Genomic DNA, 22,670 nt, shown 5'->3' on the forward strand with positions numbered 1-22,670 from the left:
TGCAACTGGGACGCAAAGCGGCGGCCGGACTCCTGAACGCGCCGGGCGCCTGGACCCGGGAGGCCGCACAGTTCGCCCTGGCCGCAGGCGAGGACGACGTCCTCTCCTGGATCGACCTGGACCGGGCCATCGCGCAGGGCCAGGACGACCGGGAAACCGCCCTCTACATCGCCCAGATAGCCGACCCCGACGTCGCGGAAGCCGCGCGCAAGGCCCTGGAGAGCAACGACTCCCGCGCGATCGGAGACTTCATCACCTCGGGTGTGATCGGGGCGAAGGAGTCCGACAACCGCATCAACATCTTCCGCATCCTGAACACCAAACCCGGCACGGCCGTGAAGACGGCGGCGAACAACGCACTCAACGCCAACACGGCCAAGGCCCTCCAGGACTTCTTCGACCGCGACCTGGCCGAAGCGGTCCGCGAGGACGACGCGGTCGCCACCGGACGCATCATCGCCACCGCCGCCCCCTACACCAAGGCACACGCACAGGTGGCGATGGAAGGTCCCACCTGGATGCGGCGGCGGTTCATCGAGGTCGTGCAGTACGAGACCGCCCAACTCGACTACGACTCCGCCAGCCACGTCGCCGCCATCCGCGCCGCGATCGCCGGAGCAGCGAAGATCGCCCAGGAAGCACAGCGAGACGCGGCCCGGGCGTCACAAGCCGCGGCGCAGGCACGCCAGGCCGCCGCCGAGGCAGCCGAATGGGCCGGCAAGGCGCAGGCGTCCGCGGACAAGGCGGCCGGATACGCCCTGGAGGCGCGCGAGCACGCCGACACGGCCGACAGGTCCGCCGCCGACGCCCGAGCGTCGGCGGACACCGCCAAGGCCGCGGTACGCACCGCACACAGCGCCGTGCGCAACGCGAACTACGCGGCGAACAGGGCCATCGACGCTTCCCAACAGGCTGTGGCCTCGTCCAACAGCGCGCGGGCAGCCGCCACGAACGCCCGGCAGTCCGCGATAGCCGCCGGCCAGAACGCGGCACAGGCAGCCGCGGCGGCCACCGAAGCCCGTCAGATCGCCGTGACCAAGCGGCAGGCCGAGGTGGCCGAAGCCGCGCAGAAGGCAGAGGCGGAGGCCAAGGAGAACCGGGAGAAGCAGCGCGTCCCTGCCGACACCCCGGGGAATGACCAGGTCAACCCTCCTCCCGGCACGGGCATCGGCCCCGGCGGCCAGGAGCCGGGGCAGGGAACCGCCGGCCGGTGGGCCGACACCTTCTACGCCATCAGCGACAGTGCGGCCAAGGTGTCGATCGCCCTCCGAGCGGCCTCCCTGATCCCCGTATTCCGTCCCCTGGCGTCGGTCTCGCACGTACTGAACACCGTGTCGATAGCGACCGGCGGGCTCAGCACCATCCTCACGGGGTTCGAGCACGGGTTCACCAGCGACGAGTTCGTCTCCAGCGCTTCCAGGCTCGCGATGCACCTCACCGTGCGAGGTCTGACCACCGTGGTGCCCAAGGTCTCACCGGGCAAAGCGGTCGACAAGGTGGTCAAGGTGGGCGGAGGGATCGCCTCGTCGGTCACCAAGAAACTGGCCTCCCTGGGGTGACGGCCACGGTGTCGGCCACCTTCACCAGGCGGGTCCCGGGGTGAGCGGGCGCGTACACGGCTGCGGGGAACGCGGCCCCGCCGGTGGGGTGTTCGGGCTGGCTTGCGCGGCGCGGGTCGAGACCGCCACCGATGACCCACCCGCTGGCGGCCGTCTGCACCGGGCCAGGCGCCCCGTATCCGGGTAGCCCGCCGAGGCATCGTCAACGGGCGGGCCGCCCGGTTGCGGCTCGTCCGGGGGCGCCGGCGACGAACCCGCCTACGGAGTACCGCGGTATGGCCGCACCGCAGCCCACCCGCCGCCGTTGACGACCGCCCCACCCGCACCGTTGCCGACCCCTTCCCGTCACCCACCAACCGGACAAGGAAGGCACGCCCGCCGGCGGTATGCCCTTCGGGTCCGGCACGCACCGGCCCCACCGCCCCGCCCTGCTCCACCCCATCCGGGTGGCGGTGGTGGCGGTGGCGGTGGTGCCCACGTCAACGCCCCCGCGCCGCAGGGCGCACCCCCACCACCCGCAGGAGAACTGCTCCGTGCCACGACCCAGCCGAACGCCACGGTCCACCTCACGACTCACCAGGCGGCTGCTTCCCGCCCTCCTCCTCGTCCTGAGCCTCACCAGCACCGGCATAGCCGCCGCGGACAGTCCCGACACTGCGCCCCGGTCAGCGGCGGCTCAGACACCTGACACCACCACGGGAGAGAGACCGGCGCTCCAGGCCAACAGAACCGACCCCAACAGCCTGGCCGGCTCCGCGATCAAGACCCGCCCCTTCACAGCGGCTTCGAAGGAGCAGTGCACACCCACGCGCGTGGGCTCCCGCGAGTTCCGGGCAGGCGCCGTCGAGGGCTGTGTCACCACGAGCACCAACCCGCCTAGGGCGGCTGCCGCCGACTCGGGCAGTTGTTCCACGATCCCGGGACAATGGCGATTCTCCCGTCTCGGGTACTGCCTGTTCGGGCTGACCGTGCTGTACACGCTCAAGGACGCCAACGGCACCACCGTCGGCACCGGAACACTGAGCGTCACGACCAGCGCTGCTCTTTCTGCCGACAAGACGGAATGGGAGGAGCAGATCAGGGTCACCATGACCCAGGCGACCGATCTCGTCACGACCCTCAACGTGAAGTTCCGGCACGCCTGCACGGACGGCTGCACACCCGTCACGAAACTGCCGTGGACCGGGAAGAAGGGAGACCTGATCCCCGGCAAGACCGTCAGCGGCACCGTTTCGTACACCTCCGCCCCGGCCGACCGCGAGCGGGTCGACTTCACCACCTCATACAGGCTGTTTGTGATCGCCCCCGGCACCACGCCCACCGACCCGCACGCCTCATGGCAGAACCCGGAGAAGATTCGCTGTGACGCCGACCCGGGCACGCCTGACGTCGGCACACCCAAGTCCGGCTGTGTCGTGGCCGGGGCCATGCCCGTCATCAAATTGAGCGCCCAGCGGAACGGACCGGACTCACCGATACCCAGCGCGGGGGCCGCAGCAGCCAGCTACCTGTGGGCTCAGGACAACCTCGCAGACGGCTGGGGTCGGAACAAGCCACTGACCCGCGCCACGGCCAACCGGGCCGAACGCAAGGACCGGACGTGCGGAAACGCGAGTTCCAAGCCTTTCGAAGCCTGGGCAGACCTTGGCGCGGACGATAGCTGCGCGCAGTTTCCCTTCGCGGTCGCCAGTGAGGGAGGAACCGATGGCGCACAGTGCGCCGAGATCGTTCCCCACTACGTCTCCGGCGGATGGCGCACCTACCGGGTGGCGGGCGGTACGGCAAACCCTTGCGTACGTGCCCACGTCCCGGCGGCCGACCTCGAAGCCGCTGAACAACAGGTCCTAGCGGAGTACGCGAGCCAGCGAGTCCTCGAAGACGACAAGTTCCAGGTCGAGGTCACCACGTCGACCGCCGGACCGCAAGCCGCCTGCCTCACGAGCGAGACGACCGGCGCCCGGCCTTCCGGGAACGGCTGGATCAAGAACACCACCGAACCGGTCCCGCACATCAACAAGACCACTGACCCGCTGGGCCCACCCGGTTATCGCCCGGCCGCATCCCAGGCATGCCTGGGCAAATCCCTGGGTGACGGAAGCCATGCGGAGGGAGACATAACCGGCTGGGAGGACGCCAAAGTGACCGCCGGCGGCACGCCAGCCCAAACGGGACTCGCCCGGTGCCATCTGATCGCCAACATCCTTGGCGGAAAGGGTGGAACGACAGGCAGCGGACCGGCCAATCTCGTCCCATGCTGGCAGCATGGGATGAACACCGGAACACCCAGCATGAGGAGCTACGAGGGCATAGTCCAAAAGACGGTGCCCGACGACAACCTCATCGGACCGAACGACGCGGTGTTCTACGAGGTGACGCCCATGTACCGGCAGAGCGACAGCACCATTCCCCACGGGGTCACCATCAAGGCGAGGATCGAGCGGGCGGACGGGACGCAGGACCCACTGTTCCCGGAGGTCTACATCCCCAACACCAAGGGCAACACCGGGTTGCAGAACCTCGGGAACTAGCGACTGCCTCAGTCGCATTCACCCCTGGCCTGCACGACGCCCGCCAGGGGTGAAGTGACGGGCCTGCTCGGTCCCACGGCCGAGGGGGCTCACACCCCGGTCGGGCTGTGAGTCGACTTACAGGGCCTGGACGCCGCCGTCCAGGCCCTGCGCGCGCAAGAGGCACGTCGTGACGTGCCCTGAGGTTGGGGACGGGCGACCTGAGGCCATTGATGGGGCCCGTGCGTCGCCGCCGGCGGGCGATTCGCGGTGGCGGACGAGACCAGGTCCACGGACGTCAACATCAGATCGGCCACCCCTGCGCCCCCTTTGCGCAGGGAAGGCGGGCCAACTCCGCGCGTACGGGGACCACCTTCCTGACCTGCGGCATCAGGGTGCCTTCACTGTCGATTGACCATTCCGGTCTGCCGGGGCGCGTCACTGGCTTGAAGAAATACCCGTAATGTCATGATTTGCCCAACGTGTTCCACATCGAATCTGGGAGAGCCATGAAACTCCGAGCCGCCCTCGCCACCGCTGCCCTGACTCTGACCTGCCTCGTCGCTGGGGCGGGCAGCGCCGCCGCGGACGACTGGTACAACCACAGCGTGGACATCATGCCCATTCAGATGTGTATGGGCAGTGACTGCGGGTTCCCCACCGCGGACTAGAACGGGCGTCGGCTCACGCGACTCCGCTTCGGTGACGGTCTCGTGGGAGCCCCAACCCGCCCCTGTCGTGTCGGTGCCTGGAGGGTCGTCTCCGGCGCCGACGCGGCAGGCCACAGCCTCAGGCGGCTGCTGGCGTCCAGTCATGCTCACCCTCGTCATCGGCGTCCAGGTATCGCAGGCGTCGTAGGCCGGGCCCTGGCGAGCTTGTGAAGGTGTGGCAACCCTTGGGGTTGAAGCGGCCGGGCTGGAGCGGAGCAGGTAACCGGTGGCAACGGGGAACTCGTATACGTTCAACTTCGAAGGCGGGTCCAAGCCTGGCATCCCAGAGCGAGGGCGTGCGGCGATCGGGCGCCGCCGGAGTAGGGCAAGTCATCATGACGCGCCCGGTGGCAGGCAATGGCTGCGTCAACGGCAACGGCAACGGCAACGGCGTGTGGCGGCCGGGTTGGACGCGGGCGATGCGGGGGTCGCAGGGATTGAGACCGTGTGGTTGCCGGAACCGGAGCCTGAGCGTTTCAGCGCCACCTGGGCGCGCTCGGCCCGCGAGGACGGCTCGGGGCCTGCCCGCCCGGCCAGGTAGCTGGCGACTCGGACCAGTTCGGTCAGCACGTCGCCCGCTTGCTGGACCAGGGCCGTTCCCGTTCGGGGAAGCCCAGGACCGCCCGTCCGGGACTCTGATTTCCCCGCACCGCGATACATCACGGAGTGCGGCAGGCCCACCGCACGATACGGGAGCCACGGCCAAGCGGTCCCGGTTTGGCCTGCGCCTCAACCCGGTGGGTTGGTGCAGTGCTCACGTTCGCGCAGGCGCGTCTTTGTAGGCGTGGAAGGCGAACGCTGTTGCGTAGAGCGCGAGTTCTGCTTCCAGGGCGGTGATGATGTTCTCCTGTTTGCGGAATCCGTGGGTCTCGCCGGAGAAGCCGACATACGCGTGGCCTGGGGTGTCGGTGGTGGGGCGGTCTTTCATCATCTTGGTAAGCATCTCGTAGCACTGGGCGGGTGGGCAGACGGGGTCTTGGAGCCCTTGGAGGATCACGAACGGGACTCTGATGTTCTTCGTGTTCTCCGTTGGCGAACGTTGGAGATAGGTCTGTTTGTTCTTGACGGGGTCTCCGACGAGGCGGCTGACGTAGCGGGACTCGAAGTCGTGGGTGGTTCCCGTGGCGAAGGCGAGGAGGTCGAGGACGGGATACATCACGGTGGCGGCCTGGAACACCTGGTCGTGGCTGCTGCCGTGGGAGGTGAGGGCGATGGCACTGGTGAACCCGCCCGCGCTGCCGCCCCGGATCGCCAGGTGCTTGCGGCTCGCCAGACCTTTCTCGACCAGGGCGAGGGCGAGGTCCTCGCAGTCCTGGATATCGGCTACGCCCCACTGCGTCTGGAGACGGTTGCGGTATGCGCGGCCGTATCCGGTGGAGCCGCCGTAGTCGACCTGGGCGACGCCGATGCCGCGGCTGGTGAAGTAGGCGATGGTCAGGTCCAGGCTGCGGCTGGCGCGTGCGCTGGGGCCGCCGTGCACGAACAGGATGTACGGAGGGTGGGTTCCGGGCGGAGGTACCGGGGGGTGGGGGTGTCGGGGTGGGTAGACGGTGGCGTAGATCGGCTGGCGGTTCCGGTTGGTGAAGGTCAGCGGGGGATCGAGGGGTTGGGGTAGATAGGCTGCGATTTCCGCGTAGTTCGGGCTTTCGCTGATCTGACGTGGTGCGCCGCCGTCGAGGGGTACTTCGATCACGGCGTCGGCCTTGTCGTAGCTGCCGGCGATGCCGAGGACGTGGTCGCCTCGGGTGTCGAGCGATCCGGTCCAGTCGGTGTAGTCGCCCGCCAGTGGCGTCAGGCCTCGCGTACGAGGTTGGAGGATGCCGAGGCGCTGGGCGCCCTTGCCGTACAGGGTCGCGATCTGGCCGTCGGGTAGAGGGGCGCACCAGCGGAAGCCGAGGCCCCACAGGGGGCCGCCGAACTCGGCTTCCTCCGGTTGGCCGGGCAGTGGTTCGGGGGTGCTCCAAGTGTCGTTCTTCCGGGTGAGGGTGTGAAGCTTCCACCAGCGTCCGTGGTCGCTGGTGGAAGCCTTGAGATAGTCGCTCACGACCACGAGGGTGGTGGCGTCGGTCCACTCCACCTGGACGACGGAGGAGCCTGTCAGGATGGTGACGGGTTGGAGTTTCTTGCCTGGGACGATCGACGCGACATGCAGATCGGTGTGGTCCCAGGGCATGTCGGGGTGGTTCCAGCTGAACCAGGCGACGCTGGTCTTGTCGGGTGAGAGGACCGGGCCGGACAGGAAGTGCTGGCGCGGGTCGGCGAACAGGGTGTCCACCGCGGTGTGGCTGGTGGCGGCTGAGCCGTCCAAGGGGATCTCGACGAGGGAACGCTGGACTTGGGTGGGTTTCGTCTCGTCTGGGAGATGTTCGCGCAAGCACCAGACTGCGGTGCCGTCGGGCGAGGGCGTGGGCAGCAGGTAGCGCAGGGATTCCGGTGCCGTGGTGGCTGGAGTGAGCGGCCTGGGGGCTGGCTCGCCGAGTGTGTAGGCGTAGAGGCGCTGGTCGTCGTAGTGGGTGAAGACGGCGGTCGGGGATGTGTTTCCGGTGCCGGGGATGGCCAGCCAGGCCCGGCCTCCGTATTCGATGACGCGGCTGCGGATGTTCCATTTGATGTCGCGCGATGGAAGGACCTCCTGGGTCTTTCCGTGTTTGTCGCGCCGCATCAAGATGGTGCGTCCATCCAACTCGGGGCGGGCCTCGGTCCACCAGATCTCGTCGGTGCCGACGTAGGCGGGCCAGCTAGGGGTGGCGCTGTGACCGGCTGCGAGGGTGGCGTCGATCGGGGAGCGCCAGGAGCCGTAGGGCGTCGACCGGTCGGCAGGGGGGAAGGGGCCGGGGCTCATGTCGTGCCTCTTTCGCAGGAGGGAGGGCGAGCTGTTGCCGCTGCTGTGGTGGGGCCTCAACGGCGGCAGGGCCGTCGAGTTTCAGAGGCGGGTGATGGCTTCCCGTACGGTCGCGTCAAGGTGCTTGACCACCTGCGGGGTGAAGTCGCCCTGGGAGGTGTCGCTCATCCAGGGGTCCATGGTGGTGGAGAGGAGATAACTGAGGTCCGGGATGCTCTCCAGGCTGGCCTCGTCGGGGAGGGCCAGCCCCATACGGTCGGCGAAGCTGGTCACGAAGTCCCGGCCGTAGGTCTGCTCGGTGAAGCTGGACGCCATGAGGACCAGCTCGGGTGGTGCGAAGTTCTGGGGGTCTCGCGCGGCGGCCTGCGCGGGCTTGACACTGAGCTTGTCGTAGATCGCCTGATTGAGTTTGTTCGCCACTGCTGGATCGGTGTTGAGGGTGCCGTTGATGTAGGGGTTGAAGGCGTAGCCGATGATGACCTGGTCCGAGCCGAGTTCCGCCATGAGCTTCGTGGCCTCGGGCGAGGCGACGATCGCCGCGTTGGTCTTGGTGACGATCAGGTCGTGGATCTGCTTGATCTGCTCCTGGACGTCCCCGTGGCTCTTCTCGGCGGGGAGCCACTGGACGGGGGTGACGCGGTAGGCGGGCTTGCCGTCGGTCAGGGCCGTGGTGTGGTTCATGGTGACGATAGCGGCGTAGAGCCGTTTGCTGTTGAAGAGGCACTGGCCGAGGATCCGGCCGTATCCCTGCTGGTCGGGCGGGATGACCTGGTGACTGAGGTAGACGCTCGCCGCTGCGGCACCGGGCTTGGAGCCCTCGACGCTGTAGATGCCGACGCTGGGGTCCTCCTCGCTGTGGACCAGATAGCGCAGCGTGAAGGCCACCATGTCCCGCTGAGCGGGGTTGCGGTAGCACAGTCCGCCGGCCGGATAGGGGATGAACCCCGCCTTGTGGGGGTCGACGGTCACCGAGTCGGTCCGGGGCAGGGCTTCGTACTGCGCTTGGACGTACGCGCTCATCGACAGGTCGGGAGTCGACACGGCACGGGCGACCTTGTCGGTGGTCAGGGGGCCCTTGGCCTCGCGCAGGAGGGAGGCGAAGTAGCCGCCCCAGGCCGCGTCGGCGTGGACCGGGTAGAAGAAGCCCTCCTTGGCGTGGGCGTCACGCAGCTTCACGATGCCGTCGAGCGGGTCGACAGAGCTCAGCTCCGTACTGCCGATGACGGCGACGTCCATGAGGACGGGCCGCATCTCCTTCTTGCAGCGAGCCAGGATCTCCTCGCGGTGGGAGAGCTTGGCGCGGGCGTCGCTATCTACCTGGACGGACAGGAGGTTGCTCTGGCCGATACCGAGGATGGAGGCCGCCTTCGGCCAGGAGTAGTGCATGGTGGCCGGGGCGAGCACGACGGGCGGGCGGATCTGCTTGTCCAGCATTTCCCCGCAGAACCGGCCGAAACCGAGCTCCTGGAGCGTGTACGCATTGACCCTCTCCAACGCCGCAACATCGGGCACCAGTTTCCTGAGCGCGGCCGGGATCGTCAGGACCACATCGGCGGGAAGGTTGATCAGCGCCCAGTCCGTCAGTCCCAGTAGCTTGCGCTGCTGCCCCCTGCCATCGGTGATCTCGATGCCCCTGGCCTTGGCCAGGCCATCCTCGTTGGCGATGGCACGGGCGAGGGCGACCGGGTAGTACTTCAGGTTCCGGGCCGACCACATGGCCTCCAGATTGGCGACCGTGCCGTCACAGGCGATATGGCCCCACGAGTAGGTGCCGTTCTTTTCATCTGCCGTTCCAGTGCGATAGCCCATCAGCTGACACAGGCTCTTGCCCACCGCGTTCTCCAGCAGCGTGGTCACGGGAGACGCCTCGGCTGCGACGTTGTTCTGGTTGTAGAGCATCCCCGCGAAGTAGCCCGCCAGCCCCGGCAGCGTCATATCCCAGAGCATGTGGCCCTGGTGTCGGTAGCTGTACTGCGGCACCGATCCGCGCAGCCGACCTAGTAGCTCCTCCAGGGCTTTGTGCATCGCCTCGACCGACTGGGTGTAGGTCTTGGCCTGCTTCATCGCGTCGGTGACGTAGACGGGGTCGTGAGGATAGACCGACGCGCGGTCGGCCAGGTGGGAGGCGAGGGCAGCGTCGATCAGGCCCTTGAAGACCTTGCCGTTCTCGCCGAGGGGGCCGAGGAACCACGCGGCGAGGTCGTTGGTCCCCTCGGCTTTGCTCAGATCGTAGTCGGGTCCAAGAAGGGCGAACGCGTCGGTGTACTCGCGGCGCAGGGCGGATGGCTGCTGGGGCATGAGGATCCTTACGAACGTGTGAGGGGGGAGTGGGCCGCTCTGAGGCGGCGGGGTGTGTCAGACGATGGCGGACGGGCTGGGCACGGTGGCCGCGGCGGAGCGAACCGGCTAGTTCTGGCCGGCGAGGCCCAGGATCAGCAGGACCTGGGCGTAGGTCATCGCATGCAACTCGGTCAGATCCACGCTCTCGTGGTCGGCGTGGATATGGGACAGGGGTTCCTGGCACCCCCACACGAGGATGTCGGCCTTCTCGTTGATCTTGCGGAGGGTGTGGGTCAGGGGGATGGAAGCACCCTGGCCGGCCCAGTAGACCTTCTCTGTCCGAAATGCCGTACGCAGGGCAGACTCGGCCATCTCACCAGCAGCGTCGCCGCTCGTCAGCTCCCGCTGGAATCCCGGCTCGCCGAAGACGTACGAGACCTCGGGCGTGATCCCCCACGGTCGCAGGTCCTCCCGGAGTAGATGCTCCTTCAGGCAGTCGAATGCATGTCCCGGATCATCGGACGGGCCGATCCTCAAACACAGCCGCGCCCTGACCCCAGCCAACAGCGCATTGCGGAACTCGCCGGTCACCGGAAGGGGTTCGGCACCGGACCGCGCGTCCTGTTCGACCAGCCGCTCCAGCCCGACCACGTTGACCGCTGGCCCGGTGTACAGCAGTTCTCCCAGCGGATGGGTGCCGATCAACGGCACCCCGTCCCTCACCCGGGCGTCCTTGCGCAGGCTGTCCGCCGTTGGTGTGTAACCCGTCCACGGGGGTCGTCGCAGCCCGACCACCGCCACATCACCCTTGTCGTCATGGAGGGTGGCAAGCAATCGGATCAGTGCCAGATAGGCGTCCGGAACGGGGCCTCCGTACATCCCGTTGTGCACATCCCCTTCAAGGGCTCTGACCGTGACATCGGCCATAACGAATCCACGCAACGACGTGGTCAGCGTCGGCGCACCCAGCGCGATGTTCCCGCCGTCGGCCAGCGACACGACATCCGCCCTGAAGCGTTCGGGGAACATCTCCATGTACGTGGCCAGGGTGTCCGTCCCGGACTCCTCCTCACCCTCCAGGACTAGCCGCACATTCACCCGGAGGGAGCCTCGGCCACGAAGCTTCTGGAGGTAGCGGCAGGTGGTGAGATGCATGACCACCCCCGACTTGTCATCAGCCGCTCCCCGCTCCGTCATGCGGCCACCCACGACCTCCGGCGTGAACGCCCCCTGCCATGTCGCGGGTACCACGTCATAGTGCGCGTAGAGCAGCACGGTTGGCGCTGTCAGGTCCCCGCACAAATAGGAGGCGTAGACGATGGGCGCCGGATCTCTCCTGCCCTCTCCGTCCACGGGTGGGGACTGCGGCGGTGTGATCACCTCAACGTCCATACCTGCCGCGCTCAGCAAGTCCGCACAAGTCCGCGCGGCCTTTTGGACATGCTCCGGATGCTGGGCATCCGAGAAGACCGACGGGATACTCACCAGCGCCGCGAGGTCCCTCTTGGCGTCCGCCCTGAGAGCGGACAGCTCGCCCTCGACGTCCGCTCCTCTGCTTGATACGTCCATGCCGTCTCCCGATGTCACGAGCTGTTCGAAGGTCACCCACCGTCAGAAGGCGTCGCCCAGCATCGGTACCCGGATCCCACCTCACGGTCCCCGCACCTCACCCGAGTGACACCACCCATGCCCCAGGGAGGGGAAAAGTCAGCCCAATCGCAGGGCAAGCCAGATGTCTGGGTTCCTTGACCTCAGAGTGGCGGATGCGGGTGAGTCGTCCCTGGCCGCAGTGGAGGCGCGGGACCTGGGGGGATCTCGGCCCCTGGCATCGGAGTCACGGCCCGAGGCGTACCGGGCCAGCACCGAGCACGCGATCGCCATCGTCTTCATCGGCCGGCCGGGCACTCCACGCAGAGGTGCGCCACCTGTCCTCGGGCAGTTCGTCTCAGCGGCACCCGGTTGCACGTGGCGACAGAGGCGATGACGCACGAGTGGTTGGGTGTGTCGTTGCCGCTGTTGACGCCAGGGAGGCGATCCAGAGCGTAGGCGTGGCGAAGTCGGACACCGGTCAGTGTTACAGCACGCTGCGCGGAGGAGAGCAAGCCTTCCTGGCCAGACTGCCAGTAGGAAGGCCAGCCTTGCAGCGAGCGGACTGGGGACAGGGACACGCAGGGCCCGCCCTCGTAAGCTGCCCAGGTCATGCCCGACCCGCGCGGCCTCCGCAACCTGAAGCGGTCGGCATCCTGCCCGACGACGCACACCCAGAAGACTCAGCCCAGCCCTCCGCCCGATGCTCGGCCTCTACCTTGCCACGGTCCACCACTGGCGCCACTGCGCCACCACCGACTGGACTACCTACCTCCAAGCCGCCGCGCCACCAGCCCGAACCGGGCGCCGAGCCCGCCACCGCGCGTCAACTCCACTTTGGGCTCGCCGCCGACAGGGTGACCAACCGCCCCTCGCGGCCCGGCCACAGGTAGATGTAACCCATGATCACCGCAACCGGGTGGCGCCGCGGCGCCACCATCCTGGCCGCGCTCGCCGCGGCCCTCCTACCCGCAGCTCTCCCCGCCGCCGCAACCACTACCCCGGCCGTCAGCACGGTCGCCGAGCGGCGCGAGCTTCCCGAGCCCCCTCCCGTCGACGTCGTGCGCGCCGAACTCGACGACTTGGTCGTCGAAGCCCCGCACAGCATGGAGGGGTACTCACGAGAGCGCTTCCCGCACTGGATCAAGATCTCCGGGGAGTGCGACACCCGCGAGACCGTACTTGCCCGTGATGGCCAGGACGTCGTCCAGGACGACCGGTGCCGGGCGGTAGCCGGAACCTGGACCAGTCTCTACGATGACAAGACCTTCACCAACGCCAAGGCCCTCGATATCGACCACGTCGTGCCGCTTGCTGCGGCCTGGCGATCCGGGGCCGACACCTGGACGACCGCCCAGCGTCGCGCCTTCGCCAACGACCTGACCCACTCTCAGTTGATTGCGGTCTCCGCCGCCTCCAATCGCAGCAAGGGCGACAAGAGTCCGGACGCCTGGCGCCCGCCGGCCACCGGCTACTGGTGCACCTACAGCCGGGCCTGGACGGACACCAAGCACGTCTACGACCTCTCCATCACCGCGTCGGAGAAGATCGCGCTGCGTGAGATGCTCGACACCTGCGCCTAGCGGTCCGGTTGGCGGCCTCGGCGCTGAGTAGGGCGTCTTGTCCGATGGCGGCTCGCCTGACGTCGCGCCCGTCCCTGGGAATGGTGCGGGGCGGGTGCTCGGGCGGGTCGGCTACCGCTTGCCGCTGTTGAGGCGGACGCTGGCCCCGTCCTGTCGATGCTGATGCTCCATGCCTGGGGGACCCACAGCCTGCGCAGCGAGTTCCTGCTACGGGGGCTCGGCTGAGGGCGCGAGACTGGGCGCTATGTCAGGGGAGTCGCCCAGTTGTCGCGCTTGGGTGACCGCATGGCGATGATGTGAGGCCCAGCCCGCCTCGCCGAGTGGCCGAGGCGGACGGAGGGGCCCGAGCGTCTGCCGATACACGCCAATGTGGGTAGAAGCCCCTGGTCAGACCTTCGTTCGCCAGGGATTTCCCAGGCACTTTTCAGGGACTTTCCGCGCTGTCCGAGGGGATTCTCGGGGACTTTCTGACGGGCAAACAGGATAGGCCCTGACAGCGGCGAAAGGTGCTGAGCCACAGGTCAGGGCCTATCCCATCAGCACTCGATGACGTTGACCGCGAGTCCGCACACCTCCTACCAAGACCGGGCAGGTCAGGAAGTTCCCGGCAGGCGGGCGGGCATTTCCCTGACGGCGATCCGTGGCACGAGGCCCAAGGATTGGTTGTTACGCCTTGGCGCGAACGAGGAGGCCGTCCATGCGTCCGTGCCCTACCGGGAGTTCATGCCCTGCCCTTCCTTAGATCCGGATTCCGTTGGCATGTTGGGTGCGTGCGGTGAGTGGACGTACGTCCTGGAGGGCGAACTCGCCGCCACCTGGTTCCTCGCACAGTTCGACAACCTCGCGGTCGTGCCCAATGAGGAAGAGGAGTTGGTGTGCGTGACGCTCAACCACCACCACGCTCCCGGGACGCTCGCGTATTCAGCGCCGGGGATTCATGGTGTGTGGATGGCCGAGTTCGGTAGAGGTTTCTTGGAAGATCTGTCCGTCGCTCCGCCGGATGCCTCGGGAATGCTGGCCTCCTTTGATGAGGCGCTTGCGCGCGCTGGTGCGGTGTACGAGCGGCTCGGGCCGCAGCGGCCATGGCAGGACATGTGTGACACCGAGTGGGCAACCGCCATTTACCGGGCGATCGGCGACCACTTCGACTTCACCGTCAACCGAGGCGATGTGGAAGAAGGGCTGCTGCCTGCGGTGGCGTTGCCACTGCCGTGAGCGCAGTCAGGCGCGTGTGTGGGTGGCTCGTCGATCGCCGCTCACATTGGCTTCTGATCGCTTCGGCGGGAGCGCCAGCACGTCGGTGTACTCGTGCGGGTGAGTTGTCGCCGGCCGACCACCCGGTGGTGCCGTCCAGCAAGAGGGCCGTAGACACCCCGTAGCAACCACGCGTCGGAGGGGTGCTCTCCCGCCCGAGGCGACCCTGAGTCACCACGCATCAGTGTCAGCCGGTCGCGGACCGCGAGGGCAACAGGGCAACCCCGTGCGCCTGCGCGAGGACGAGCGGGGCTGACCCATGCGCGAGGCGCTGAAGCAGGCATCGGCCGCGCCCGCGACACGCCGTTCATGAGGCGGCGCTCGGTCCGGGGCGGTGTCCGATGACGGACGCGGCCCCGTACGGCCAGCGCGCCGATCGCTCCTGTACTCCCGGCTCCTGACCCGATCCCCGACCCCGAAGGCGTTCCACCGCGCCCGCGCAGACCGCAACCCCGTGTATCGCCGCTGCGGCAAAGTCTGCCCCAAGGAACATAAGGAAAGAATATAAAGTGGCTATGCTTCAACTATGAGTCACCGCGACCCCACCCCCAGCCCTTCCGATGCCATCGGTTCAGCCCTCTACGGTCTGGCCACCAGGGCCGTGAGACGCCTTCCCCGTGACATCAGCCTGACGTCCGCCGCCACCTTGGCCACCCTGGACAAGACCGGCCCGCGACGGATCACCGATCTGGCGGTGGCCGAGGGTGTCACCCAGCCTGCGATGACCGTTCTGGTTCGGGCGCTCGTAGAATCCGGGCTGGTCGAGCGGCAGGGGGACCCGTCCGACAAGCGGGTCACGTTGGTGTGTCTGACCGAGGCCGGTGCTGCGTACGTTCGGACGCGACGTCAGGCCGGCGTCGACGCGTACGCGCGGTTGGTCGACGAGCTCACCGGTGACGAGGTCGCGACCCTGACGGCGGCCCTGCCGGCGCTGCTGCACCTGGCGGAGCTCGAAGGCCACGCCCGGCAGGGGGCGGACCGGTGACCGCGGACCAGGCTCATGGCCAGTCCATAAGCGCTGGCCCGAGACGTGTCGAGGCACCCCTGTTGGTTCCCGCTCTGACCTTCATCGCCCTGGTCGTGGCGGCGGTCGCCAGCCTCGGAGCGCCGCTCATCACCAGCGTGGCGACCACGTTTCACGTTTCCCTCGACAGTGCGCAGTGGACGCTGACCATCCCCCTGCTCAGCGGCGCCGTCGCCACCCCCGTCCTCGGCCGGCTCGGAGCCGGTCCGTACCGGCGGGCCGCGATCCTCGCCACGCTGGCGACCGTCGTCGCCGGCGGCACGCTCACCGTGCTGCCGCTGCCGTTCGGCTGGCTGCTCGTGGGCAGAGCGGCCCAAGGCGTCGGGCTCGGTCTCACGGCGCTGATGATGGGCGTGGCCCGCGACCACCTGCCCGAGGAGCGCAGCGCGACCACCATCGCCCTGATCTCCGTGGTCTCCATCATCGGGGCCGGCGTCGGCTACCCGCTGGCCGCGCTGCTCGCCGAGTTCGGCGGACTGCGGGCCGCGTACGGGCTCGGCCTGCTCGTCACCGCCGTCGCCTTCGTGACAGCCTGGCGCTCCATGCCCACAGCCCCCGAAGGCCGCTCCGCTCACGTGAACGTGGCCGGTGCGCTGGGCCTGGCGGGTGGGTTGCTCCTCGTCCTGTTCCTGGCCGGCGAGAGGAGCCTGTGGAGCCGGCACCTCGCGGGGGCGGTGGCCCTCGCCGTCACCGCCGTACTCCTGCTCTGCGGCTGGGCCGTGTCCGAACTGCGCACCAAGACGCCCTTGGTCGACGTCCGGGCGGTGCGGCACCCGGCGGTCGCCGGGGCGAACATCGCCATGTTCGTCGGCGGGAGCGGCATGTACCTCCTGCTCACGCTCATCACCCGGTACGCGCAGACGCCGCACGGCGCCGGCTACGGCTTCGGACTGACCACCTTCGTGGCGGGGCTCGTCCTCATCCCGTTCTCCGTGCTGGGGTTCGTCGCCGGCAAGCTCACGCCGCGGGTCCGCAGGCGGATCGACGGCCCGCTGCTGCTGGCGGGTAGCGCCGCCATCGTCGGCGGCGGGTTCGTCCTGTTCGCCACCGCCCGGTCCCACCTGGCCGAACTGCTCGCGGCCATGGGCGTGCTGGGCTTCGGTGTCGGCAGCTTCTCGGCCGCCATGCCCGGCGTCATCCTGGCCGTCACACCCAAGAGCGAGACGTCCAGCGCGATGAGCTTCAACTACGTCGTACGCAGCGTCGGATACTCCCTGGGCAGCGCCGGCGGCGGCCTGGTGCTGGCCGCCGGCACTCCCGCGGGCCGCCTCTTCCCGAACGACGGCGCGTACACGAACGCGGCGCTGGTCGGTGTCGTCGCGATGGCGGTCACGGCCGTGGCCGGCCTCGCCCTCGCCACCAGGCGCCCACCCGAGACCGGTCCGATCACAGCCTCCACCGGTGTGCCGGGCCAGGCCCGGTCGAGTCGAACCGGAAACTGAAGGGCGAAGCCGTCCGGCTCCAACCCAGTCTCCGCCGGCCCGCCGGTCCCCACCCCGTGCTGACCAGGGACCTGCGCATACTGATCATCAATTCCCCAACACAGGAGGTACCGTGGCCAAGGGCTACTGGGTCAGCGCCTACCGCACCATCGTGCACCCCGAGAAGCTGGCTGCCTACAACGAGCTGGCTGCTCCGGCCGTCGCGGCCGGGGGCGGGCGGCTGCTCGCCATCGACAGCCGGGTCGTCGCCCACGACGCCGGCATCGCCGAGCGCACCATCCTGATCGAGTTCGACAGCTTCGAGCAGGCGGTCGCCGCACATGCGAGTGATGCCTACCAGAAGGCGCTGGCCGCACTCGCTGACGGCGTCGAGCGCGACTTCCGCATCGTCGAAGGTCTCGACGACTGACGATCGAGCCTGTGTCGGCGACGCCTGCGAAGCCGACTGCGGGAACCAACCCCGACTCGCCAGCGCGCCGCACCGTCGCGAACGGCGCCAGGCCGGTGACATCGGCAGCGATGTCCGGCCTGGCGACGGTTCCCGGCGGTGCCGCCACTGGGGGCGTAAGGGCGGGCAGCCGCCCGCCGGCTGCCACGTATCGATCGCCATATCCGCGCGTTGCCTTGGCCGTGCGGGTCCGGCCGTACGGGTCCAGCCGTGCGGGTCCGGCCGTGCGGGTCCGGCCGTGCGGGTCCGGCCGTACGGGTCTGGTCGTACGGTTCCGGGTTGCCGCTCCGCTCAACGGCCAGGCCGCGTAAGGGTTAATACGTTCTTATGCGGCATGGTCGTTGCGCGGGTTGTCCTGCGTTCGAGCAATGCCCGGGGTGAATGACCCGCCCCGACGCGATGCCCTACGACGCGATGCGCTGCCTGAGCCACCCTGCCACCCGCCCATCGCCCCCGGCCCACCCTGCCAATCGGAGTACACCACGAGGGTCTTCGGGGTACTTCGCGCCCGAACACGTGCCACAGGCCGTCCGCGTGGCTGCTGAACCGGTTTCCTCGGGCCATGAGCACACTCCTGGCAGCCGCCGACACCGGTCTGAAGATCGACTGGACGCGCATGCCCACCTACAACACCATCATGTCCCTCGCCGCCGGGGCCGGCCTGCTGCTGATCGTCGCCCTCGGGTTCCGGCTCGTCAACGGGCACCCCGTCGTCTCCGAGAGCTGGGCCCTGGCCTTCGGGGTGCTGGGCATCATCCTGTTCGCCACCGGTCTCCACATGACCCTGACCTGGCCGCTCGCCGGGCAGGGCTTCCCCTTCGACAACATCATCTTCGGGGAACCCTCCCTCGCCTTCGGCGTCCTGCTGCTGGCCGCCTCCTTCTACCTCTGGAAGCGCGGAACCCAGTTCGACACCGAGCCCGACCGCGAGCGCACCGCCGCCGTCCTCACCGGGCCCATCTCCGTGTTCGTCTTCGGCCTGGGCCTGGCCTGCCTCGGAATCGCCGCCGCCGGATGGAAGTACACCCTCTTCGCGGCCCCTCCGGAGGAACCGATCTCGGGGGAGTTCGCCGACCATCCGATGCTGGAGGCGAGCTTCATGTCGAGCCTGTACGTACTCGTCGGCGTCGGCGCCCTCGTCTTCCCCGCCCTGCTGCGCCGCCGCACCAAGGCCACCACCTGGATCGTGGGCGTCTGCTGGGCCCTCAGCGGCCTCGCGTTCCTCGGCTTCGGCGCGCTCAACTACTTCACGCACATCGGGCTCATCGTCAACACGATGTAGCCGGCGGGATGGGGAGACCGCCCCGCGCGCCCGCCCGGTGGGGGCGAGCGGGCGGGGTTGGTTGGTCGGTATGCGGGGGCAGGGGGCGGGCGGAGGCCCGGTGGTGGCCGGTTCGGCCGTCGGATGGCCCGCGCCGCGGCTACGTACGGCCCGACAGCTCGGCCACGAGGAGATCGAGGGTGAGTTCCTCGTGGAGTGCGACCCCCAGAGCAGCCATCGCAGGGGCGAGGCCCGGGTCCCAGGTCGCGTCGATGGGCTGGCCGTCAAGTGGTAGCTGGGGGGTTCCCGCGGCCTGGGTGCTGGCGGCCAGGTGCTCGTAGTCCTCGGCGCCCATGCGCCATGGCCGTGCTCCGTACCGGTGGATGATCCGGTTCGCCAGGGCGATGCCCGGCCAGTCGAAGTCGCCGTGGTACGCGAATCGGCAGCCGGCGGCGGCGAGGGCGTCCAGGAGCGTGAGGACCACCGTGGCGGCGCTGCCCGAGGTGCACACCAGGGCGCGGACGCAGGCAGCATCCGCCGCGGCCTCCACCACGCGCGGGTTCTCACAGATGTGGATCACCGTTTCAGCGGGTAGTCGCAGCGCCAGGTCGTGCAGGTCCCGCGAGGTGAGGTGGGCTTCGGCGTGATGGTCGGCTCGCTGCCGCAACGCCTGTTCACGCCAGCCTCCGCCTACGGGCCGTAGCCCGTAGGTGAGCACGGTGCTGGAGACCTCGTCCGGTGTGACCGACACCAGACGCCACAGTGCGCGCCGGCCTGCTGCGTTGTCGGGGAATTCGGTGCGGTGCGCGAGGGCGATGCCGCGTTGGACGAGGCGGGCGAGCCAGGTGCCGTCGTCCAGACCGTGTGCGGACCCGGTCGCCGTGGCGGCGAGTTCTCCTCGGCCTCGGGTGCCACCGCCCTCCGGGCCGAGGAGGACGGTGAGGACGTGGACCGCCTGTTGGAGCGTTCGTATCGCCGTGTCCGGCGCCACTCCCCTTGGCACACCGTGGCGACGGAGCTGGTCGTACCACCGGTCGGCCCACTCCTGGCCGGCGTGTGGCGAGGAGGCCAGCGCCGAGGCGAGTGACGACCAGACGCGCTCGCGCTGTGCCGCGATGCCAGCCCGGACGGCACGGCGGTCGGTGATCGGCTGACCGAGCTCCTCCAGGACCTCTCTGAGCCCGAGTCCGGCCGCCGAGGCACGCAGCCGCTCGTCGAGCACATCGAGGTGCACGGTGACGGTGGCGCCGGTGAGGAGTCTGCCCAACACGAGGGACAGGTCCCTGCGTTCCTCGGAGTCCACCGAGGTGAGCCGGAGGGACCCGGTGGCCTGCACACCGTTGCCTTCCAGGCGCTTGCGTGCCGCCTCCCAGAGCCGGACGAGCCCGGGGCCGGCCAGCCAGTCCCGGGTCGCCGATGGCAACTTGCTCATACGGACACCAGGCGCCGATGCCGGCCGTTCCAGGTGTAGTGCAAGGTGGCCACCCCGCGCGCGTGCGGATCGCGAAGGCACTCGTAGATGTGCAGGGACGGGACTTCCGGCCAGTTGCCCATGAGTCGTTCGCTGGTGAGGACGAAGTCGAGATCGAGGTCGACGAGAATCCCTCCCAACCGCCCGTGGGTGGGCTCGTCGACCTTGGCGAAGGCATCGTCGAGCAGGATCAGCCGCGGCGCGTGCGGTGCCGACTCGGCAAGGCTGGTGAATTGGGCGGCAGCCGCGGCGAAGAGCACGAGGTAGGAGAGAACCCGCTGCTCACCCTGGCTGAGTCCGGTGCGGCTGGTCAGCTTCCGCCTGCGTCCCGGGGCGGCGTCCTCGACCACGAAGGTATGGAAGCGGAACCAGTCGCGGTAGTCCAGGGCGGTCCGTAGATGGGCGGCGTAGCCGGCGGCGGGATCAGTTCTTCGAGCATCCTCGATCCGCCGTTGCAGCACCCCGCGGAGCTGCTCGGTCTGCTCACGCGTGCGCAGGCTCGACGGACTGCGCAGGAGCTCCACGGCCGCCCGCACGTCCGCGTCCGCGTCCTCGTCCAGCTTCCACAGCAGTTCCACGCCCAGACCGTGAGAGGTGCGTACGGTGCGCAAGGTGTCGTTGAGGGCTGCGACCAGGTTCGCCGCGGTGATGACCTGGGTCGAGAGGTGGTCGCCCAGCTCCCCGGTCAGGAACCGCTGGAAGACCTCACGCTCGCGCTCGGTGAGCCGCCCCCGGGCCTCCGCGGCCCAGGCGGCGATCCGCTCGCCCACGGCCGAGACGTCGTGGGAGCCGTGGTCGTCGATCAAGCGGCACACCTTGATGCCGTCGCGTTCGTCCAGTTGCGCGTCGTAGCCGCCGGCCAGTTGGTCGCGGAGCTCGGTGTGTCGGTTGAGCAGGGCACCGTCCGACACCTCGCCCTTTTGGCGGCCGAGGGCCTGTTCCACGCCGTCGGCCAGTGTTCGCAGCGCGCGCAGACGGCTGCGGACGTCCGAGCCGGGATCGTCCGTCACACCTTCGGGCAACGATGACCGATCCAGCCCGGCGCCGCGCACCACCTCCGGCCGGCCGAGTGCACCGCGCAGGGCGGCGCCGGTGCCGATGACCGCCCTCTCCTGGTCGGCCAGCTCCTCGCGCAGGCGCTTCTCCGCCTCTTCCGCGCGCACGCGTCGTTCGTGGAGGTCGTCGCGGGCCCGCTGCGCGGCCGGAACGGCCTCGGCGGCGTGCGCGATGCGCGCTCTGGTCTCCCGCTCACGGGTGAGGATCTCCTCCTCGGTCGCCCCGACCGCCTCCTCACGGGTCCGCAGGTCCTGTTGCGCCTTACGCAGCCCGGTGAGGCGGAGCAGGTGACTCTCCTCCGCGGCCACGCGGTCCCTTCGGGCACGTTCGTACCGCTCGGCATCGGCGCGATGGGTGTCGAGCCGCGCACCCGTGCTGCCGACCGCCCTGCGCAGGTGCCCGATGCCGGTGCGTAGGGCGGCCAGCGCGGTGCGCACGCGTTCCAGTTCGGCAGGGCCGCTGGGCAGGTCGTGGGCGGTGGCGGTGGCTTCTGTCTCGGCGCGTGCGGCTACGGCGAGGGCGCGGGCTTCCTCGGCGCGCCGCGCCGCGAGGGTGGCCTTGGCCGTCACGTCACGCAGTCTCCTCTCATCCGACTCGGTCCTGCTCCAGGCGTCGGCAAGACCCCGCGCCCGAGGAAAGTCCTGCTCCGCCAGCTTGAGGGCCCGGCGCGGGGCGTCGGCCTCGGTGAGTTCGTGACGGGCATCGGTCAACCGCTGCTCCGTCTGGGTGAGCTGCTCCTCCAACTCGGCGAGGAGGCGCCGCCGGGTCTCGGCGCGCACGGCGGCCCCCACGTACTCCGCGTCGCTCTTGTGGTACCGGCCGCTGAGGACGCCCAGACGCCAGGTTCCGTCGTAGTACACGGCGTCATGCGTGGTCGCTTCCTCGGCCGGTACGAGCGCGATGGCCGCCAGCAGGAGCTCCACCTGCTCGGACGTGACCCCGCACCCCGGTTGCGGTGCTGGGCGCAGCGCCGAGGCGAGGGTCGGCCCGTCCGGTACGGCAGGGCCGGGACGCAGCAGGGTGTCACGCGTTCCGGGATCGACAAGGGCGCCGTCCACCCCGACCCATGCGTCCAGGATGCCGCTGGCCTGGAGCGCTGCTTCCAGGCCGGCCCGGTGCGCAGGGCTCAGACCCTCCGGGAAGTCCACCAGCCGGTAGAACGGTGCTCCGGTGCCCGGCGTCCTTGCGGCACTGCGGTGGTAGGGGACCGGCGGCTCCGGATCGGTACGCCCTTCCCAGTCACGCTTCCGGCTCGCCAGGCCGTCGCGCTCCTCGTCGAGCCGGCCGACGGTGAGTGCGAAGGCGTCGCGACGCTCGTTGAGTTCCTCGCCGTACGGCTCCAGTACGGCCCGGGCAGCCTGCCACGCCTGACCGTCGATGTCGGGCGGCAGCGTACGGTCCGCGAACGGAGCTTCGGCGGAGCTCTCACAGGAGAGCATGGTGGGCACGGCGTCCAGCGGCGGGCAGCCGGCCCCGATGGCGGTCCGGGTGCGCGAAACCCACTCGGTGACCCGACGGGCATAGGCGCCGCTTTCCTTGACGACCTCCTCGCGGCCGGCGTCGAGACGGCCGGCGGCCTCTTCCGCGTCGTCCTCAAGACGTTCCCGCTCGGAGTCGGCCTGCGCCGCCTCACCTCGGGCCCGCTC

The 22,670-nt window shown here is 69.1% G+C and carries 14 protein-coding genes; 9 read left to right on the forward strand and 5 right to left on the reverse strand.

What is annotated here, in order from left to right; genetic code table 11:
- Positions 1 to 263 precede the first annotated feature (263 nt).
- The 3 genes from AAHZ94_RS00970 to AAHZ94_RS00980 all read left to right on the forward strand — a co-directional run bounded on the left by AAHZ94_RS00970 (position 264) and on the right by AAHZ94_RS00980 (position 4,737).
- Positions 264 to 1,559, forward strand: coding sequence for a hypothetical protein (locus AAHZ94_RS00970; protein WP_502964554.1), 1,296 nt, complete (start codon positions 264 to 266; stop codon positions 1,557 to 1,559).
- A gap of 968 nt (positions 1,560 to 2,527) precedes the next feature.
- The gene (locus tag AAHZ94_RS00975; protein ID WP_349989877.1) at positions 2,528 to 4,087 is read left to right on the forward strand and encodes a DNA/RNA non-specific endonuclease; all 1,560 of its coding nucleotides are present in this window, start codon (positions 2,528 to 2,530) and stop codon (positions 4,085 to 4,087) included.
- Positions 4,088 to 4,575: 488 nt separating this feature from the next.
- Positions 4,576 to 4,737: a hypothetical protein gene (locus tag AAHZ94_RS00980; RefSeq protein WP_349989878.1), complete on the forward strand. Its 162-nt coding sequence runs from the start codon at positions 4,576 to 4,578 to the stop codon at positions 4,735 to 4,737.
- Positions 4,738 to 5,530: 793 nt separating this feature from the next.
- Here AAHZ94_RS00980 and AAHZ94_RS00985 read toward each other — a convergent pair.
- The 3 genes from AAHZ94_RS00985 to AAHZ94_RS00995 form a co-directional block, all read right to left on the reverse strand.
- Positions 5,531 to 7,618, reverse strand: a complete 2,088-nt coding sequence (locus AAHZ94_RS00985; protein ID WP_349989879.1) for a prolyl oligopeptidase family serine peptidase — start codon at positions 7,616 to 7,618, stop codon at positions 5,531 to 5,533.
- An 81-nt stretch (positions 7,619 to 7,699) separates the two neighbouring features.
- Positions 7,700 to 9,916 (reverse strand): pyridoxal phosphate-dependent decarboxylase family protein, encoded by a 2,217-nt coding sequence (locus tag AAHZ94_RS00990; RefSeq protein ID WP_349989880.1) that lies wholly within the window; start codon positions 9,914 to 9,916, stop codon positions 7,700 to 7,702.
- A 108-nt stretch (positions 9,917 to 10,024) separates the two neighbouring features.
- Entirely contained in the window at positions 10,025 to 11,503 is a 1,479-nt protein-coding gene (locus AAHZ94_RS00995; protein WP_349989881.1) for a M20/M25/M40 family metallo-hydrolase, read from the reverse strand.
- Between the two features lie 884 nt (positions 11,504 to 12,387).
- Between AAHZ94_RS00995 and AAHZ94_RS01000 the strand changes: the two genes are divergently transcribed.
- The 6 genes from AAHZ94_RS01000 (at position 12,388) to AAHZ94_RS01025 (ending at position 18,518) form a co-directional block, all read left to right on the forward strand.
- Positions 12,388 to 13,068: an HNH endonuclease family protein gene (locus AAHZ94_RS01000; RefSeq protein ID WP_349989882.1), complete on the forward strand. Its 681-nt coding sequence runs from the start codon at positions 12,388 to 12,390 to the stop codon at positions 13,066 to 13,068.
- A 546-nt stretch (positions 13,069 to 13,614) separates the two neighbouring features.
- A complete protein-coding gene (locus tag AAHZ94_RS01005) occupies positions 13,615 to 14,283 on the forward strand; it encodes a hypothetical protein (protein ID WP_349989883.1) in 669 nt (222 codons plus the stop codon).
- 565 nt (positions 14,284 to 14,848) lie between these two features.
- Positions 14,849 to 15,307 (forward strand): MarR family winged helix-turn-helix transcriptional regulator, encoded by a 459-nt coding sequence (locus AAHZ94_RS01010; RefSeq protein WP_349989884.1) that lies wholly within the window; start codon positions 14,849 to 14,851, stop codon positions 15,305 to 15,307.
- A 62-nt stretch (positions 15,308 to 15,369) separates the two neighbouring features.
- Positions 15,370 to 16,788: an MFS transporter gene (locus AAHZ94_RS01015; RefSeq protein ID WP_502964552.1), complete on the forward strand. Its 1,419-nt coding sequence runs from the start codon at positions 15,370 to 15,372 to the stop codon at positions 16,786 to 16,788.
- A 112-nt stretch (positions 16,789 to 16,900) separates the two neighbouring features.
- Positions 16,901 to 17,197 carry a DUF1330 domain-containing protein gene (locus tag AAHZ94_RS01020; RefSeq protein WP_349989885.1) on the forward strand — a complete coding sequence of 99 codons (297 nt, stop codon included), beginning with the start codon at positions 16,901 to 16,903 and terminating at the stop codon, positions 17,195 to 17,197.
- A 601-nt stretch (positions 17,198 to 17,798) separates the two neighbouring features.
- The gene (locus AAHZ94_RS01025) at positions 17,799 to 18,518 is read left to right on the forward strand and encodes a DUF981 domain-containing protein (RefSeq protein WP_349989886.1); all 720 of its coding nucleotides are present in this window, start codon (positions 17,799 to 17,801) and stop codon (positions 18,516 to 18,518) included.
- 139 nt (positions 18,519 to 18,657) lie between these two features.
- Here the strand turns inward: AAHZ94_RS01025 and AAHZ94_RS01030 are convergent, their stop codons facing one another.
- Together AAHZ94_RS01030 and AAHZ94_RS01035 are read right to left on the reverse strand one after the other, a co-directional pair.
- Entirely contained in the window at positions 18,658 to 19,929 is a 1,272-nt protein-coding gene (locus AAHZ94_RS01030) for a TIGR02679 family protein (RefSeq protein WP_349989887.1), read from the reverse strand.
- Positions 19,926 to 22,670, reverse strand: a 2,745-nt coding sequence (locus tag AAHZ94_RS01035) for a TIGR02680 family protein (protein ID WP_349989888.1), incomplete at its 5' end; no start/stop codon positions are given. The genes AAHZ94_RS01035 and AAHZ94_RS01030, both read right to left, overlap by 4 nt.

The organism is Streptomyces sp. HSW2009 (assembly GCF_040240285.1).
In the GTDB taxonomy this organism is placed as follows: Bacteria; Actinomycetota; Actinomycetes; order Streptomycetales; family Streptomycetaceae; genus Streptomyces.